The organism is Shimia sp., from assembly GCF_041624275.1.
GTDB lineage: Bacteria > Pseudomonadota > Alphaproteobacteria > Rhodobacterales > Rhodobacteraceae > Shimia.
In genome coordinates this window covers 1-14,611 of sequence record NZ_JBFJVE010000058.1, presented here as the reverse complement: position 1 = coordinate 14,611, position 14,611 = coordinate 1, and the positions used below count along the sequence as shown (strand labels likewise).

Below are 14,611 nucleotides of genomic sequence, written 5' to 3'. Positions count from 1 at the left end.
CGCGATGTCGAGATTGGTGCCAAGGGTCACGCTGCCGGTGTCGGGTTCCAGCGCGCCGGTCAGCATCTTCAGAAGCGTCGTCTTGCCCACGCCGTTGGGTCCGACAAAGGCAACACGGTCGCCGCGCAGCACCCGCAGCGAAAACGGCTTGAGGATGATCTTTTCGCCAAAAGCCTTTGAAATCCCCAGCGCTTCGATCACCCGCTTGCCCGAGGCCTGGCCCGGGTCGAGCGCCATGTCCGCGGTGCCCTGCCGCCGGATCTGCGCAGCGCGCTCGGCCCGCAGCGCCTTGAGCGCCCGCAGGCGGCCCTGGTTGCGGGTGCGGCGGGCCGAGATGCCCTCGACCGCCCAGCGCGCCTCGGCCCGGATCTTGCGGTCGAGCTTGTGGCGCGTCTCGTCCTCCTCGGCCCAGACCTTGTCGCGCCAGTCCTCGAAACCGTCGAAGCCCTGCTCGCGCCGCCGCACCACGCCGCGATCGATCCACAGCGTCGCCCGGGTCAGCGCGCGCAGAAACGCCCGGTCGTGGCTGATCAGCACGAAGGCCGCGCGGCTGGAGCGCAGGTGCTCCTCCAGCCAGCCGATGGCGGTGATGTCCAGGTGGTTGGTGGGCTCGTCGAGCAGCATCAGCGCCGGTTCCGCCGCAATCAGCCGCGCCAACGCCGCGCGGCGCCGCTCGCCGCCGCTGGCCGCGGAGACTGGCGTCGCGGGGTCGAACTTCAGCCCCTCGGCGGCCTTGTCGATCCGGTACTCCTCGCCTGCCGGCAGGCCGGCGGCGGCGAAGTCGCGCAGGGTGGCGAAGCCGGACAGGTCGGGGTCCTGCTCCATGTAGCCCACGGTGGCGCCCGGCGGCGTGACGACCGCGCCGCGGTCGGGCTCCACCAGCCCGGCCATCACCTTCATCAGCGTCGACTTGCCCGATCCGTTGCGCCCCACCAGCGCCACCCGGTCGCCGGGCTGCACCACGAGATCGAGCCCGTCGAATACCGGATCACCGCCGAAAGTCAGCGAGATCGCGTTCATTTGTAACAAGGGTATGCGTGCCATGGCACGGGGCTACCTGTCGCGAAAGCAGGCGTCAACCATGCTTTCTCTTGCCCGAAATATCCCCGCCGGAGGCCTTGAATCTTCAGGCCGCCAGAGCGCGCAGAAGCCGCTTGCGCGCAGCCGGAATCGCCCCCACCTCGAGGCCGGTGAAGACATGCAGCGTGTCAAGCTGGCGGTCCACCACCGCATGGTCGCTGACCCAGCCGCCCATCATCAGATAGCTGCGCAGCAGCGGCGGCATGTGACGCTGGGCGCGTTTCGGGTCCGGCGCGCGGCGCGGACCGGCGGCAAAGCGGACCACCTCGGCGGCCCGGATGCCCGGCCGCCAGCAGCGCGGCGCCAGGTGCCGCTCGCGCAGCAGGGCCAGCGCATCGGCATAGAGCGATGCGTCGGTGCCCCGAAAAGACGAGCAGCCGAACAGCATTTCAACCGCGTTTTCATCGACATAGGCCGTCAGACTGCCCCAGGCGGCGCGCAGGATGTCGGGATCGTGCCGGTCGGGGTCGATGCAGAATCGCCCGACCTCGGCCATCGGCCCGGCGAAACCGCCGAGGGCGCCAAGGTCGTAGAACTGCGCCGAATAGCTGCGTCCGATGTCGCCGCCATCGCGCAGCGGCAGGATGCGGAAACAGCAGACCGGGCCGCCGCCGCCGCCTTCCTCGACCAGGAAATGCCGGCACAGGGCGTCGTAACCGTCGCTGTCGAGCCCCGCATCGGTCGCGCCGCGAAAGGCCCGGTGCCGCAGCCGCTGCGCGGCCAGAAGATCCTCGCGGCTGTCGGCGATACGCACCCGGTAGCGGCCCGGCATCGGTGTCATGGCGCACTCCATGCGGTGGTTTGCGCGTCCTTATAGGATGAAAACCGCGACAGGCGCATGACAAAAGGCACGCGCGGCGGCGAAATCACAGATCGGGGCTGAAATTGCCGATTCCCTTGAGCAGCTGGTGCAGGATGCTGATCGTCTGGATGTCGTTGTCGGTCACGCGCCGGGTCAGCGGCACCACCTTGCCGTCCTCGAGCGCGTATTCCTCGACATTGCGCACCAGGCCGCGGCCGTCGAAGGTGATGGCGACCATGCGGCGGCTGACCACCTTGGGCTTGCTGGCGCCGAAATGGCGCACCTGGGTGCGCACGTAGTAATAGCCGCTTTCGTCCAGCACGCCCGAGGCCGAGGGCGAGCCCACCGCATCGATCACGCTGTCGCGGGTGTCGACACCCACCGTGATCTTTTCAAGGTCTTCGGGCAGCGGCACGTAGCCGTGGTTGCGGATCTGGGCCGTACAGGCCACCGCCAACAGAAGGCAGGCACCGACTGCCGCTGTTTTCATGCGTTTCGCTCCGACCATGGTAACTGCCCTCTTGCCTTGGCGTGTGGCGCCTTTTATCCCGATTACAGAATGACGGCCTCTGGTTCAAGTAAGGGAAACTGCTCGGTCATGACGAAGAACAGCTCAACCGAGGGCCGGTTCCGGGTCGCGGATCTGCCGCAGAACCGCCGCACCCGCTTCGAATTGCGCCCCGACCGCGACAGCTGCGCCGCGCTGGCGCGCGATCTCGGCCTGATCGCACTGCGCAAGCTGAGCCTGACCGGCGAGCTGCGCGCCCTCGGCAAAAGCGACTGGCAGCTCGACGCGACGCTCGGCGCGACGCTGGTGCAGCCCTGCGTCGTCAGCCTGGCGCCGGTGACGACGCGCCTTGACATTCCGGTGAGGCGGCAGTTCCTCGCCACCTTCGACGACCCCGCCGCGCAGGCCGGCGCCGAAGAGGTCGAGATGTCCGAGGACGACAGCGCCGAACAGCTTGGCGCCGAAATCGACGTCACCCAGGTGATGATCGAATCGCTGGCCCTGAACCTGCCCCTCTACCCGCGTGCCGAAGATGCCGAAATCACCGAAAGCGTCTTTACCGAGCCGGGAAAACAGGCCATGACGGACGAAGAGGTCCGCCCCTTTGCCGGCCTTGCCGGGCTGCGCGACAGGCTGGCGGGCGGCGAAGAGGACGAAGGCGGAAAATAGCCCTTGCGCATTGCGAAATTCGCAGTATTTTCGCGCGCTCATTGGAATTTAGAGTTGGACTTGGGCGCGCAGACCGCGTAATGCCTCGGGACACTCAGGAAATCGGGCTCGATGCCCCCAGATAATCGAAGGTTGCGACATGGCTGTCCAGCAGAACAAAGTTTCGAAATCGCGCCGCAACAACCGCCGTGCCCATGACGCACTGGTTGCCGCGAACCCGAATGAATGCCCCAACTGCGGCGAACTGAAACGTCCGCACCACGTTTGCGCGTCCTGCGGTCACTATGACGACCGCGAAGTGGTTGCCATGGCCGATGAGGTCGATCTGGACGAAGACGCAGCCTAAGCGTTTCGGATCGCGCCGGCATGACCGCTGATAGCAAATCCAGCCAGGCGGGTGCCGGACGCACCATCATTTCGGTTGACGCCATGGGTGGCGACAAGGGGCCGGCAGCCGTCGTTGCCGGCATTTCCTATTCGGCCAGGAAGAACCCCGATATCGGCTTCATCCTGCACGGACCGGCAGAAACACTGGAACCGCTGGTCGCGCGCCGCAAGACGCTGGCCGGCCGGGTCGAGATTCGCGATGCCAAGGACGTGGTGTCGATGGAGGACAAGCCCGGCCAGGTGATCCGCAACGGCAAGCAGAGCTCGATGTGGTCTGCCGTCGACTGCGTGCGCAACGGCGAGGCCGACGCCTGCGTCTCCTGCGGCAATACCGGCGCCCTGATGATGCTGTCGGTGGTGCGGCTGCGCAAGATCAAGGGGGTCAACCGCCCGGCGATCGCGGTCATGTGGCCGTCGAGCAACCCGCAGAATTTCAACATCATGCTGGACGCCGGCGCCGATATCCGCGCCGACGAGCACGACCTTTTGCAATATGCGCTGATGGGCGCCTCCTATGCCCGCAACGGCATGGAGCTGGCGCGCCCGCGCATCGGGCTGCTGAATGTCGGCACCGAAGAACACAAGGGCCGCCCCGAGCTGAAACTGGCGCACGAGCTGATCTCGCGGAACGCCGATGCGGCCAATTACGAATTCGTCGGCTTCGTCGAGGGGCGCGATCTTCCCGGCAATATCGCCGACGTGATCGTGACCGACGGCTTTACCGGCAACGTGGCGCTGAAAACCGGCGAGGGCATCGCCAGCCTGATCGGCCGCCTGCTGCGCCAGGCCTTCGAATACTCGTTCCTGTCGCGGCTGGCGGCACTTCTGGCCTACCCCTCGCTCGACCGGCTCAACAAGCGGATCGACCCGCGCCGGGTCAATGGCGGGGTGTTTCTGGGGCTCAACGGGACGGTGGTGAAATCGCACGGCTCTTCCGATGCCACCGGGGTCTCGGCCGCGGTCAAGCTGGCCTTCAAACTGGCCCAGTCGGGCTTCTCGGAAAAACTTGCCGCGCGGGTTGCATCCGCCGTGAGCCTGCCTCAAGATGCCGCAACGTCACCGGACAATAGTGGAACCCCATCATGACTTTACGCGCCGTGGTCAAGGGCGTTGGGCATTTTTTGCCCGAGCGAATTGTCCCCAATTCCGAGTTCGAAAAGACCCTCGACACCTCGGATGAATGGATTCGCTCGCGCTCGGGGATCGAGCGGCGCCACTTCGCGGCAGAAGGCCAGACGACGTCGGATCTGGGCTATGAAGCGGCCCGCGCGGCGCTGGAAAACGCCGGCATGCAGGCCGACGACATCGACGCCATCGTGGTTGCCACCTCGACCCCGGACCTGACCTTCCCCTCGGTCGCGACCATGTTGCAGAACAAGCTCGGCATGCGCCGGGGCTTCGGCTTCGACGTGCAGGCGGTCTGCGCCGGCTTCATCTATGCGCTGACCAATGCCAATGCCCTGATCCTCTCGGGCCAGTGCAAGACGGTGATGGTGGTCGGGGCCGAGACTTTCAGCCGCATCATGGACTGGGAAGACCGCAGCACCTGCGTGCTGTTCGGCGATGGCGCCGGGGCGCTGGTGCTGCAGGCCGAAACCGGCAGCGGCGGCAACGAGGATCGCGGCGTCCTGTCGGCCGACCTCAATTCCGACGGCCGTTTCAAGGACATGCTCTTCGTCGATGGCGGCGTGTCGACCACCGGCAGTTCAGGCAAGCTGCGCATGCAGGGCAACGCGCTGTTCCGCCAGGCGGTGGAAAAGCTGACCTCGACCGCGCATACCGCGCTGACCAAGATCGGCCTCACCGACGATGCCGTCGACTGGATCGTGCCGCATCAGGCCAATATCCGCATCATTCAGGGCACCGCCCGCAAGATGGGCGTGCCGATGGACCGCGTGATCGTCACCGTGCAGGATCACGGCAACACCTCGGCGGCATCGATTCCGCTGGCGATGTCGATCGGCGTCGAACGCGGCCAGATCAAGCCCGGAGACCTTCTGGTCGCCGAGGCGATCGGCGGCGGTCTGGCATGGGGCGCGGTGGTTCTGCGCTGGTGATTGGTGGCTTTTGCCCCTCACTGTCGTGAACATTCCGCGCTAAACCGCTGTTTCCAAGTGGTTCTTGTTGACTCGCAAAAATGCTTGCCCGTAAGTTGTCCTTGCAAAAGGGGGGAGAGATGATGAGCGAAAAGACTTTGACCCGTATGGATCTAAGCGAGGCCGTGTTCCAGGAGGTCGGACTTTCGCGCAACGACTCGGCACAGCTTGTGGAAAACGTGCTGACTCATATGTCCGACGCGCTGGTGGCCGGCGAACAGGTCAAGATCTCGTCGTTCGGAACTTTCAGTGTCCGCGACAAGGCGGCCCGCATCGGCCGCAACCCGAAAACCGGAGAAGAAGTGCCGATCAGCCCGCGCCGGGTGCTGACCTTCCGCCCGTCGCATCTGATGAAAGAGCGCGTCGCCGCCGGAAACAAACGCTAGGACAGGACAAGGGCGATGGGCAAATCCAAAGACGCCTATCGCACGATCAGCGAGGTCGCTGATTGGCTGGACACGCAGGCCCATGTGCTGCGGTTCTGGGAAAGCAAGTTCAGCCAGGTCAAACCCGTCAAGCGCGCCGGCGGGCGGCGCTATTACCGCCCGGCCGACATGCTGCTTCTGGGCGGCATCAAGCGGCTGCTGCATGATGACGGTATGACCATCAAGGGGGTGCAGAAACTGCTGCGCGAAAATGGTGTGAAACATGTCAGCGCCCTGTCCCAGCCGCTGGATGACGGGGCCGAAGACATCGTCGATAGCCCCATAGTCGAGGCGGAGAAGCCCAATGCCGGCAAAGCACTGCCCGAAGCAAAACCCGAACTGGCCTCGGTGATCGAATTCGCCAAGCCCTCCGGCGCGCCCTCTGCCCAGGCCTCGGCGCCGGCCCCCGCCGCAGAAGAAGAAGGGCGCGAAACCGCGGGCGACGAGACCGCCGGCGATCTGCCCGGTGCCGACGAACTGCCGGCATTCCTGCAACGCATTTCCACGTCAGAGGACGGCAGCCCGCAGCAAGCCAGCCCCGAGGCGGACCCCGCGGCCGCCGAACAGCAGCCACCGCAACCGGCCCCTTCGCAAGAGGCCACCTCGCCACAGGCCACCTCTCAGGATGCCGACAGCCCGCCAACAGCGGCAGCGGCCGCGCCCGCCGACACAACACCGCAAGACGACACTGCGGCCCATGCGTCGCCCCCTAGGGACACATCACAGGACACATCGCAGGACATGGTCACGGACCCGGCCGACTCGCTTCTTTCCGCCCTGGGACAACCGATTTCGATCGCGCCCGAAAACCGTGCCGAGGCGCGCGCCCTGCTGGCGCGACTCGAGGCATTGCGGCTGCGGATGGCCGAAAGCGAAAATGCCTGAGCTGGGCGGCTTTTTTGACTTGCCCCTGCCCTCAAATCCGCTATGAACAGCGCATCGTCGGGCTATGGCGCAGCCTGGTAGCGCGTCCGTCTGGGGGACGGAAGGTCGCAGGTTCGAGTCCTGCTAGCCCGACCAATCAAAACCGCCCGCGTGCCGCAAGGCCCGGGCGTTTTTTGTATCCGGGGGGACCGTGATGACAGGCGTATTGCCCAGCCAATCCATTGAAAACATGTTGGCTTGCGGCCAGATCCTGACCGACTCGCCAGTGGTCGAGGGTCAGGTGCAGCCGGCCAGCCTTGATCTGCGGCTGGGCCGTGTCGCCTATCGGGTGCGGGCTTCTTTCCTGGCCGGTCAGGGGCGCAGCGTCGCCGACCGCCTCGGCGAATTCGAGATGCACCGCATCGACCTGTCCGACAGCGCCGTCCTGGAAAAGGGCTGCGTCTACCTGGTGCCGCTGATGGAGAGTCTCGACCTGCCGGCCGAGGTGCAGGCGGTGGCCAATGCCAAAAGCTCGACCGGGCGGCTCGACCTCTTGACCCGCACCATCACCGACGGCGGCACCGAGTTCGACCGCATTCCCGGCGGTTACAACGGCCCGCTCTATGCCGAGATCTGCCCGCGCTCATTCTCGGTTCTGGTGCGCCCCGGCATGCGGCTCAATCAGATTCGCTTTCGTCGCGGGCAAAGCGTGCTCAGCGACGCCGATCTCAGGGTGCTGCACGAGCGCACGCCACTGGTCGACGGCCCGGCGGTGATCGACGACGGGCTGGGCTTCTCGGTCGATCTCAGGCCCGCCACCGGCACCCTTGTCGGCTATCGCGCCAAGCCCCACACCGGGGTCATCGACCTCGACAATATCGGCCATTACGACCCCGCCGAATATTGGGAGGAACTGCATTCCTCGGATGGCAAGATCATCCTCGACCCCGGTGCCTTCTATATTCTGGTCAGCCGCGAGGCGGTGCATATCCCGCCCGCCTATGCCGCCGAAATGGCCCCCTTCCTGGCCATGGTCGGCGAGTTCCGGGTGCATTACGCAGGCTTTTTCGACCCCGGTTTCGGCCACAGCCCGGCCGGCGGCGCCGGCTCGCGCGGGGTGCTCGAGGTGCGCTGCCACGAGGCGCCCTTCGTGCTTGAACACGGCCAGGTGGTCGGGCGGCTGGTCTATGAACGCATGGCCGACATGCCCGATCAGCTTTATGGCGCCGGCATCGCCTCGAACTACCAGGGCCAGGGGCTGAAACTGTCCAAGCATTTCCGCACCGGCTGATCATCGCCCAGCCGATCGCTTTGCCCAAGGGCGCGCCGAACGCGCAGCTATTTCAGGTGGTCGCCCTGCGACAGCTCGGGGGTGATGCCCGCCTGCACGCCGCGTTCGAGATGGGTCGAAAGCACCACATAGGTGCGGGTCGAGCGCACCCCCGGCATGTCATAGATCCGCCACAGGAAGCCCTCCATCGCCTCGGGGCAGTCCATGCGCACCTTGAGGATCAGCCCGGTATCGCCGGTCACGGCGTGGACCTCTTCGACCTCGGGCAAGGCAGCCAGCCCGACCACCCCTTCGGTCTTGCCCCAACCCGCCGCCTCGACATGGACGAAAGCCAGGAAATCCTTGCCCAGCGACGGCCCGTGCAGATCGGCGCTGGTGCGCTTGATGACCCCGGTGGCCCGCAGCCGCTTGACCCGTTCATGCACCGCCGGCGCCGACAGGCCGACATCACGCCCGAGATCGGCATAGGACCGGGTCGCGTCCTCGGCCAGCGCGCCTAATATCTTTCGATCAAAATCGTCCAGAGGCCGCGCGCGGCGGGGTCCGGGCCGAAGATCATCTGTTTCTTGCTTGCGGTTGGCCATGGCATCTTCCCCGAACATGATTTGACGAATATTCAAAATACCGAACCCCATTCTTCGTATCAAGAGAGTCACATGATCCTGTTGCTAATGCTCTGCGTCGGCCTGATCGGCGCCAATTCCCTGGTCCTGTCGCCGATCGCCGCCGAGGTCGCGGCGGGCCTGAATGTGGCCCAGCCGGCAGACGTGATGGGCGCGGCGGCGGTCTATGGCATCGGGGTGGCGCTGTCGGCGCTGTTTCTGGCGCCACGGGCCGACCGGGTCGGGGCCCATGCGGCGCTGAAGACGGCGCTGATCGCGATTCTCACGGGGCTGGGCGCCAGCGCGCTGGCCCCCAACCTCGTGGTGCTCTGCGCCGCGCAGGGCCTTGCCGGGGTCGGCGTCGGCATGGCGCTGCCGGCGATCTACTCGCTGGCGGCGGTGATCGCAGAGAAGGGCCGCGAGGCGCGCACCATGGGGCTGGTTCTGACCGGCTGGACGCTGTCGATGGTCGGCGGGGTGACGCTGGCGGCCTGGATCGCCGAGCTGATGGGCTGGCGCATGGTCTTCGCGCTGCTGACCGGCGGGCTGCTGGTGATCTATGGCGTGGTGCGCGGCGCCCGCTTTCCCGACCACCAGCGCAGCGCGCGCGCGACCTCACCGCTGAGCGCGCTGCGGGTCGCCGGCATCCTGCCTGCCCTGTTCTCGGTGCTGGCGCTCGGCACCGGTTTTTACGGCATCTACAACTACCTCGGCACCCACCTGACCGGAAATCTCGGCCGCGACGTCAGCGAGGCCGGCTGGATGACCCTGTTCTACGGGGCCGGCTTCGGCGCCGCGACGCTGCTCGACCCCTGGCTCGACCGGGTCGGGCCACGGCGCGGCCTGCTGGCGGTGTTCACCACCCTGTCGCTCTATTATGCCGCCATGACCCTATGGGACCGCGACTTCGGCGGGCTGATGCTGCTGATGTTCGGCTGGGGGGCGCTCCAGCATCTCGGGCTCAACCTGACCGTCAGCCGGCTCAGCATGCTCGACCCCAGCCAGCGCGGCGCGGTCATGGGGCTCAATTCGGCGGTGATGTATCTCAGCGTCTTCGGCGCCACGATCCTCTATCGCCCGGCCTTCGAAAGCGGCGGTCTGGCGTGGTGCATGTGGCTGTCGGCGCTGCTGGCCCTGTGCGGCGCGGCCGAGGCGCTGATCGCCCGGCTGCGGGCAACGCGGCAGCATCCGGCGGCCCCGGTCTGAACCGGGACACGGGGGGCTTCCGCTCAGTCCTCGAACAGCTCGGACTGGCCGAGGATGCTCTCGTCCTCGTCCTCTTCGCCCTCGCCAAGACGCGGCATGCTGCCCGGCGTCGGCCGGTTCTCGAGCAGACCGGCGGCACGCAGCTCTTTCAGACCCGGCAGGTCACGGGCACTTTCAAGCCCGAAATGATCGAGGAACTGGGGCGTCACCACGAAGGTCACCGGACGCCCCGGGGTCATCTTGCGGCGCCCGAAACGGATCCATTCCACCTCGAGCAGCTGGTCGACAGTGCCGCGGCTGACGCTGACGCCGCGGATCTCTTCGATCTCGGCGCGGGTGACGGGCTGGTGATAGGCGATGATCGCAAGCGTCTCGATCGCGGCCCGCGACAGTTTGCGGGTTTCGACCATTTCCTTCTGCATCAGGAACCCGAGGTCGGGCGCGGTGCGCATCGCCCATGCATCGCCGACCCGGCAGACCTGCACGCCGCGCCCCTCGTAGCGCCTGCGCAGATGCACCAGCGCCTCGGCGGCGTCGCAGCCATGCGGCATGCGGTTGTTCATTTCCTGCACCGACACCGGCTCGGCGCTGGCAAAGAGAATGGCCTCACACATGCGCTCCTGCTCGGCCATGGGCGGGGCTTCGAACAGGCTTTCTTCTTTCTTTTCAACATTCTCAGTCATGTTGCTCATCTTTTTTGCGCAGCTCGATCGGGGCGAAAATCTTGGATTGGCGCAGCTCGACCTTGCCCTCCTTGGCCAGTTCCAACGAGGCGGCAAAGGTCGCGGCCGTGGCCGAGCGGCGTTTCTTGGGGTCGTTTTCCCAGCCGGCCGGAAGATAGCTCAGGATATCGGTCCACTGGCCGGCAAAGCCGATCAGCCCGCGCATGCGCTCCAGCGCCTCTTCAAGCGTGAAGACCGAGTCGCGGTCCAGCGTGAAGGGGCGGAAGTCGTCGCGGGTGCGGATCCGGGCATAGCCCTGCATCAGGTCCAGCAGGGTCGCAGTATAGGTGATCCGGCGCAGGCGGGTGACGTCTTCGGGAATGCCACGGGCAAAGAAATCCCGGCCCAGCCGGTCGCGCGCCATCAGCTTGGCGGCGGCGTCGCGCATCGCCTGAAGGCGCTCGAGCTGGAAGGCGAGATGCGCCGCCAGTTCCTCGCCCGAGGGGCCCTCTTCGGTGGGATCCGGCGGCAGCAGCAGGCGCGACTTCAGAAAGGCCAGCCAGGCTGCCATGACCAGATAGTCGGCGGCCAGTTCGATGCGCAGCGCCTTGGCGCGCTCGACAAAGGCCAGGTACTGGCGCGCCAGCTCGAGAATGGAAATGCGCCGCAGGTCGACCTTCTGGGTGCGCGACAGGGTCAGCAACAGGTCGAGCGGGCCTTCGTAGCCATCGACATCGACGATCAGCGCCTCGGCGGCCAGCCGCGCGGCGACGCTGTCGCCCCTGTTGTCGCCGGAAAGGTCCTCTTCCATGGGTCCGCCTGTCAAAAGAGGGCTTCAAGTTCGGCAGTGAGCGCCGGAATGTCAAGCATGGCCGCCGCCGGTCGCACCGCCAGCGCCGCCTCGGCGCGGGCCTGTGCCCGGGGCGACATCGCCCCCGCAGCATCGGCGACCGCGGCCATTTCGGCCAGCGCGCCGTTGCAATGCAGCACCACGTCGCAACCCGCCGCCAGCGCCGCGGCGCTGCGCTCGGACAGGCTGCCCGCGAGCGCCTGCATCGAGATATCGTCGGTCATCAACAGGCCGTCAAAGCCGATGTCCTCGCGGATCAGCCGCAGCATTTCCGCAGAGACCGTTGCCGGGCGCGGGTCATAGGCCTCGTAGACCAGATGCGCGGTCATCCCCATGCCAAGATCGCTGAGTGCGCGGAACGGGGCGAAATCGCGCTCCAGTTCGGCCCGCGACACGGTCACGCGCGGCAGGTCGAGGTGGCTGTCGACCCGGCTGCGGCCGTGGCCGGGGATATGTTTGACCACCGGCATCACGCCGCCGGCCAGCAGGCCGTCAGCCACGGCGCGACCCAGTCGCGCCACAAGCGCCGGATCGTCGCCATAGCACCGGTTGCGCAGGAATTCATGGGTTCCTTCCGACACCACATCAAGCATCGGCGCGCAATTGGTGTCGATCCCCAGCCGGCGCAGCTCGGCTGCGGTCAGCGCATAGCGCAGGAACAGGGCACGCTCGGCCCGCGCCCCGGCGGCGCTGACGAAATCCAGCGGCGGGCTCCAATCGGTGGCCAGAGGCGCGCGGAGGCGCTGCACGCGCCCGCCCTCCTGATCGATCAGGATCGGTGCCTCGCGGCCGACGCTGTTTCGCAGCGCGTCGCAAAGCGCGCGGATCTGCGCCGCATCGCCGATATTGCGGCCAAAGAGGATGAATCCGAAGGGCTGCGCCTCGCGGAAAAAGGCCGCCTCGGCGGCGCCGAGCCGCCTGCCCTCGCAGCCGAAGATCGTGGCGCCAAATCGGCTCAACGGATGGTGACCGGGATGCAGTCGGCGCGCTCGGCCTTGAGCGCGGAACACATGCGGCGGGCATCGCTGAGATCGGCAAAGCCCATGGCGCGCAGACGGTAGAAGACACGCCCGCCGCTGCTGGCCTGCTGGATGATCCGGGTCTTGTCATCCAGATAATCGCGGAACCGGGCGCCGAGCTTGTCCCATTCCTCGGCCGCGATCTCGGCGCTGGCAAAGGCGCCGAGCTGCACCAGATGGGTGCCGACCGGGATCTGGTCGGCATCGAGCAGCGACGGCGGCGCCTCGGCGGGCGCGACGACGTCGGACAGCGCCGCGACCTTGACCGGCCGACCGAGATCGTCGGGCCGCAGCACCGGCCGCAGCGAGCGGCCGACACCGTTGGTGAACACCTTGTCGGCCGCTGCAATGGTTTTGCTCTCGGCTGTCTCATTGGCCTTGGCGGCGGGCTCGTTCGCGGCCCTGTCGGCGCCGCTGGCCGCCGGTTTTTCGCCCCCGCTGTCATCCCCGGCCGCAGGCGCCAGGGTCAGGCGCGGCGGCGCGATGATTTCGTCTTTCGGCGCCGGTGCGGGCGCGGCCTCGACGGTCCCGGGCAGGCTGGCCGGCTGCACGGGCAGCGGCGCGTTTCGCAACAGCAGACCGTCTTCTTCATCAAGCGCGATCGGCGCCGGCGCAAGTGTCAGCCTGTCGGCCGGCGCGGCGGCCGAACCGTCGGCAGCAACGCGGTTCACGGCAAGCCCCTGGTGATCGGCCTGGCTGCCGCCCGGATCATCCGGCTGAATGCGCATCGGCCCTTCGACGGCGCGCACCACCGGCACGCCGCTGACATCGCGCATCAGAAGCTTGTAGCCCCAGACGCCGGTGCCCACCACCAGCGCCAGAGAGGCGAGTGCCCCGATCATGCTTACCAGCGGGCCGATCGACCCGGCCCCTGCGGGATCGGCATCGTGCCCCGACATCGGAATCTCTGCCATTTTCGCCTCGCTGCCTCGGCGAAACATGGTCGCCGGGGTCGTCTTGCCTTTGCCTCAACCCCGCGCGACGTGCGATTTGATCACCGCATCTCCTGCGCCGGAGTTACGCCAAGAATACCAAGACCGGCAGAAATAACAACGGCTACGGCGCGCGCGAGGGCAATTTTCGCCTGACTTGTGGCCGCGTCGCCCTCTTGCACGAAGCGCAGCGAGACGTCGTCGTTGCCCCGGTTCCAAAGCCCGTGCAGCTCGCTGGCCAGATCATAGAGGTAGAAAGCCACGCGATGCGGCTCGTTGCTGCGCCCGGCGATTTCGACCAGACGCGGCCATTCGGCGATCTTGCGCGCCACCGCGATCTCGGCCTCGTGGTCAAGCTTCGACAGGTCGGCCGCCGCCAGCGTCGCATCATCGGCGGCGATCCCGGCCTCATCGGCCTTGCGCAGCACCGAACAGACGCGGGCATGGGCATATTGCACGTAGAAGACCGGGTTGTCCTTGGACTGCTCCAGCACCTTGTCAAAGTCGAAATCCAGCGGCGCGTCGTTCTTGCGCGTCAGCATGTGAAACCGGGTCACGTCCGGCCCCACCTGGTCGACAACGTCGCGCAGGGTGATGAAGGTGCCGGCGCGTTTCGACATCTTGAAGGGCTCGCCGTCCTTCCAAAGCTTCACCAGCTGGGTCAGCTTGATATCGAGCGGCACCTTGCCGTCGCTGAGCGCCGAGACAGCGGCCTTCATGCGTTTCACATAGCCGCCGTGATCCGCGCCGAACACATCAATAAGCGCGTCGAACTCTCTGGAAACCTTGTCATAATGATAGGCGATGTCCGGTGCGAAATAGGTCCAGCTGCCGTCGGATTTCTTCACCGGGCGATCGACGTCATCACCATGTTCGGTGGATTTGAACAGGGTCTGTTCGCGCGGCTCCCAATCCTCGGGCTTCTTGCCCTTGGGCGGCTCGAGCACGCCCTCGTAGATCAGCCCCTTGTCGGACAGCGCCTTCAGCGCGGCCTCGATCTTGCCGGTGCCATAAAGCGACTTCTCGGAATAGAACAGGTCCATCTCGACCCCGAGCTCTTTGAGATCGGCGCGGATCAGGTCCATCATCGCGTCGGTGGCGAACTCGCGCACCTCGACCAGCCAGACATCCTCTGGCTGACCGATAAAGGCGTCGCCCACCTTGTCCTTCAGCGCCGCGCCGACCGGGATCAGGTAGTCGCCGGGATAGAGCCCCTCG

Annotated in this window: 17 protein-coding genes and 1 tRNA gene; 9 read left to right on the top strand and 9 right to left on the bottom strand. The window is 66.5% G+C overall.

All coding sequences use genetic code 11. From position 1 onward, the window contains the following. The 3 genes from ABZD10_RS06525 to ABZD10_RS06515 form a co-directional block, all read right to left on the bottom strand. On the bottom strand, nt 1-1,044 hold a 1,044-nt coding region (locus ABZD10_RS06525), incomplete at its 3' end, for an ABC-F family ATP-binding cassette domain-containing protein (RefSeq protein ID WP_372885335.1). Nucleotides 1,045-1,126: 82 nt separating this feature from the next. After that, nucleotides 1,127-1,861 (bottom strand): GNAT family N-acetyltransferase, encoded by a 735-nt coding sequence (locus ABZD10_RS06520; RefSeq protein WP_372885334.1) that lies wholly within the window; start codon nt 1,859-1,861, stop codon nt 1,127-1,129. A gap of 85 nt (nt 1,862-1,946) precedes the next feature. Beyond that, the gene (locus ABZD10_RS06515) at nt 1,947-2,372 is read right to left on the bottom strand and encodes an outer membrane protein assembly factor BamE (RefSeq protein WP_372885333.1); all 426 of its coding nucleotides are present in this window, start codon (nt 2,370-2,372) and stop codon (nt 1,947-1,949) included. Between the two features lie 108 nt (nt 2,373-2,480). Here ABZD10_RS06515 and ABZD10_RS06510 point away from each other — a divergent pair, with 108 nt between their 5' ends. The 8 genes from ABZD10_RS06510 (at nt 2,481) to ABZD10_RS06475 (ending at nt 8,122) form a co-directional block, all read left to right on the top strand. Next, nucleotides 2,481-3,059, top strand: coding sequence for a DUF177 domain-containing protein (locus tag ABZD10_RS06510; RefSeq protein ID WP_372885332.1), 579 nt, complete (start codon nt 2,481-2,483; stop codon nt 3,057-3,059). 139 nt (nt 3,060-3,198) lie between these two features. Then, nucleotides 3,199-3,405: a 50S ribosomal protein L32 gene (rpmF, locus tag ABZD10_RS06505; RefSeq protein WP_372885331.1), complete on the top strand. Its 207-nt coding sequence runs from the start codon at nt 3,199-3,201 to the stop codon at nt 3,403-3,405. Nucleotides 3,406-3,425: 20 nt separating this feature from the next. Continuing rightward, a complete protein-coding gene (plsX, locus tag ABZD10_RS06500) occupies nt 3,426-4,532 on the top strand; it encodes a phosphate acyltransferase PlsX (RefSeq protein WP_372885330.1) in 1,107 nt (368 codons plus the stop codon). After that, complete coding sequence (locus ABZD10_RS06495; protein ID WP_372885329.1) at nt 4,529-5,503, top strand: beta-ketoacyl-ACP synthase III; 975 nt, start codon at nt 4,529-4,531, stop codon at nt 5,501-5,503. The genes plsX and ABZD10_RS06495 overlap by 4 nt, the downstream gene beginning before the upstream one ends. A gap of 122 nt (nt 5,504-5,625) precedes the next feature. Continuing rightward, nucleotides 5,626-5,928, top strand: a complete 303-nt coding sequence (ihfA, locus tag ABZD10_RS06490; protein WP_372885328.1) for an integration host factor subunit alpha — start codon at nt 5,626-5,628, stop codon at nt 5,926-5,928. A gap of 15 nt (nt 5,929-5,943) precedes the next feature. Beyond that, nucleotides 5,944-6,852 (top strand): MerR family transcriptional regulator, encoded by a 909-nt coding sequence (locus tag ABZD10_RS06485; RefSeq protein ID WP_372885327.1) that lies wholly within the window; start codon nt 5,944-5,946, stop codon nt 6,850-6,852. A 58-nt stretch (nt 6,853-6,910) separates the two neighbouring features. Next, nucleotides 6,911-6,987 (top strand) — tRNA-Pro (locus ABZD10_RS06480). Nucleotides 6,988-7,045: 58 nt separating this feature from the next. Continuing rightward, the gene (locus ABZD10_RS06475; protein ID WP_372885326.1) at nt 7,046-8,122 is read left to right on the top strand and encodes a 2'-deoxycytidine 5'-triphosphate deaminase; all 1,077 of its coding nucleotides are present in this window, start codon (nt 7,046-7,048) and stop codon (nt 8,120-8,122) included. 47 nt (nt 8,123-8,169) lie between these two features. Here the strand turns inward: ABZD10_RS06475 and ABZD10_RS06470 are convergent, their stop codons facing one another. Further along, a complete protein-coding gene (locus ABZD10_RS06470; RefSeq protein ID WP_372885325.1) occupies nt 8,170-8,706 on the bottom strand; it encodes an Lrp/AsnC family transcriptional regulator in 537 nt (178 codons plus the stop codon). Nucleotides 8,707-8,778: 72 nt separating this feature from the next. On the opposite strand from ABZD10_RS06470, the gene ABZD10_RS06465 reads away from it, so the two are divergent. Continuing rightward, nucleotides 8,779-9,930, top strand: a complete 1,152-nt coding sequence (locus ABZD10_RS06465) for an MFS transporter (RefSeq protein WP_372885324.1) — start codon at nt 8,779-8,781, stop codon at nt 9,928-9,930. A gap of 23 nt (nt 9,931-9,953) precedes the next feature. Here the strand turns inward: ABZD10_RS06465 and scpB are convergent, their stop codons facing one another. From scpB to ABZD10_RS06440, 5 genes are all read right to left on the bottom strand, one after another. Then, complete coding sequence (gene scpB / locus ABZD10_RS06460) at nt 9,954-10,613, bottom strand: SMC-Scp complex subunit ScpB (protein ID WP_372885323.1); 660 nt, start codon at nt 10,611-10,613, stop codon at nt 9,954-9,956. Next, nucleotides 10,606-11,403 carry a ScpA family protein gene (locus tag ABZD10_RS06455; protein WP_372885322.1) on the bottom strand — a complete coding sequence of 266 codons (798 nt, stop codon included), beginning with the start codon at nt 11,401-11,403 and terminating at the stop codon, nt 10,606-10,608. Before ABZD10_RS06455 ends, scpB begins: the two co-directional genes overlap by 8 nt. An 11-nt stretch (nt 11,404-11,414) precedes the next feature. Beyond that, complete coding sequence (locus tag ABZD10_RS06450) at nt 11,415-12,401, bottom strand: glycoside hydrolase family 3 N-terminal domain-containing protein (protein ID WP_372885321.1); 987 nt, start codon at nt 12,399-12,401, stop codon at nt 11,415-11,417. Then, nucleotides 12,398-13,375 carry an SPOR domain-containing protein gene (locus ABZD10_RS06445; RefSeq protein ID WP_372885320.1) on the bottom strand — a complete coding sequence of 326 codons (978 nt, stop codon included), beginning with the start codon at nt 13,373-13,375 and terminating at the stop codon, nt 12,398-12,400. The genes ABZD10_RS06450 and ABZD10_RS06445 overlap by 4 nt, the downstream gene beginning before the upstream one ends. An 80-nt stretch (nt 13,376-13,455) precedes the next feature. Continuing rightward, the coding region (locus tag ABZD10_RS06440; RefSeq protein ID WP_372885319.1) for an arginine--tRNA ligase at nt 13,456-14,611 on the bottom strand (1,156 nt) is incomplete at its 5' end.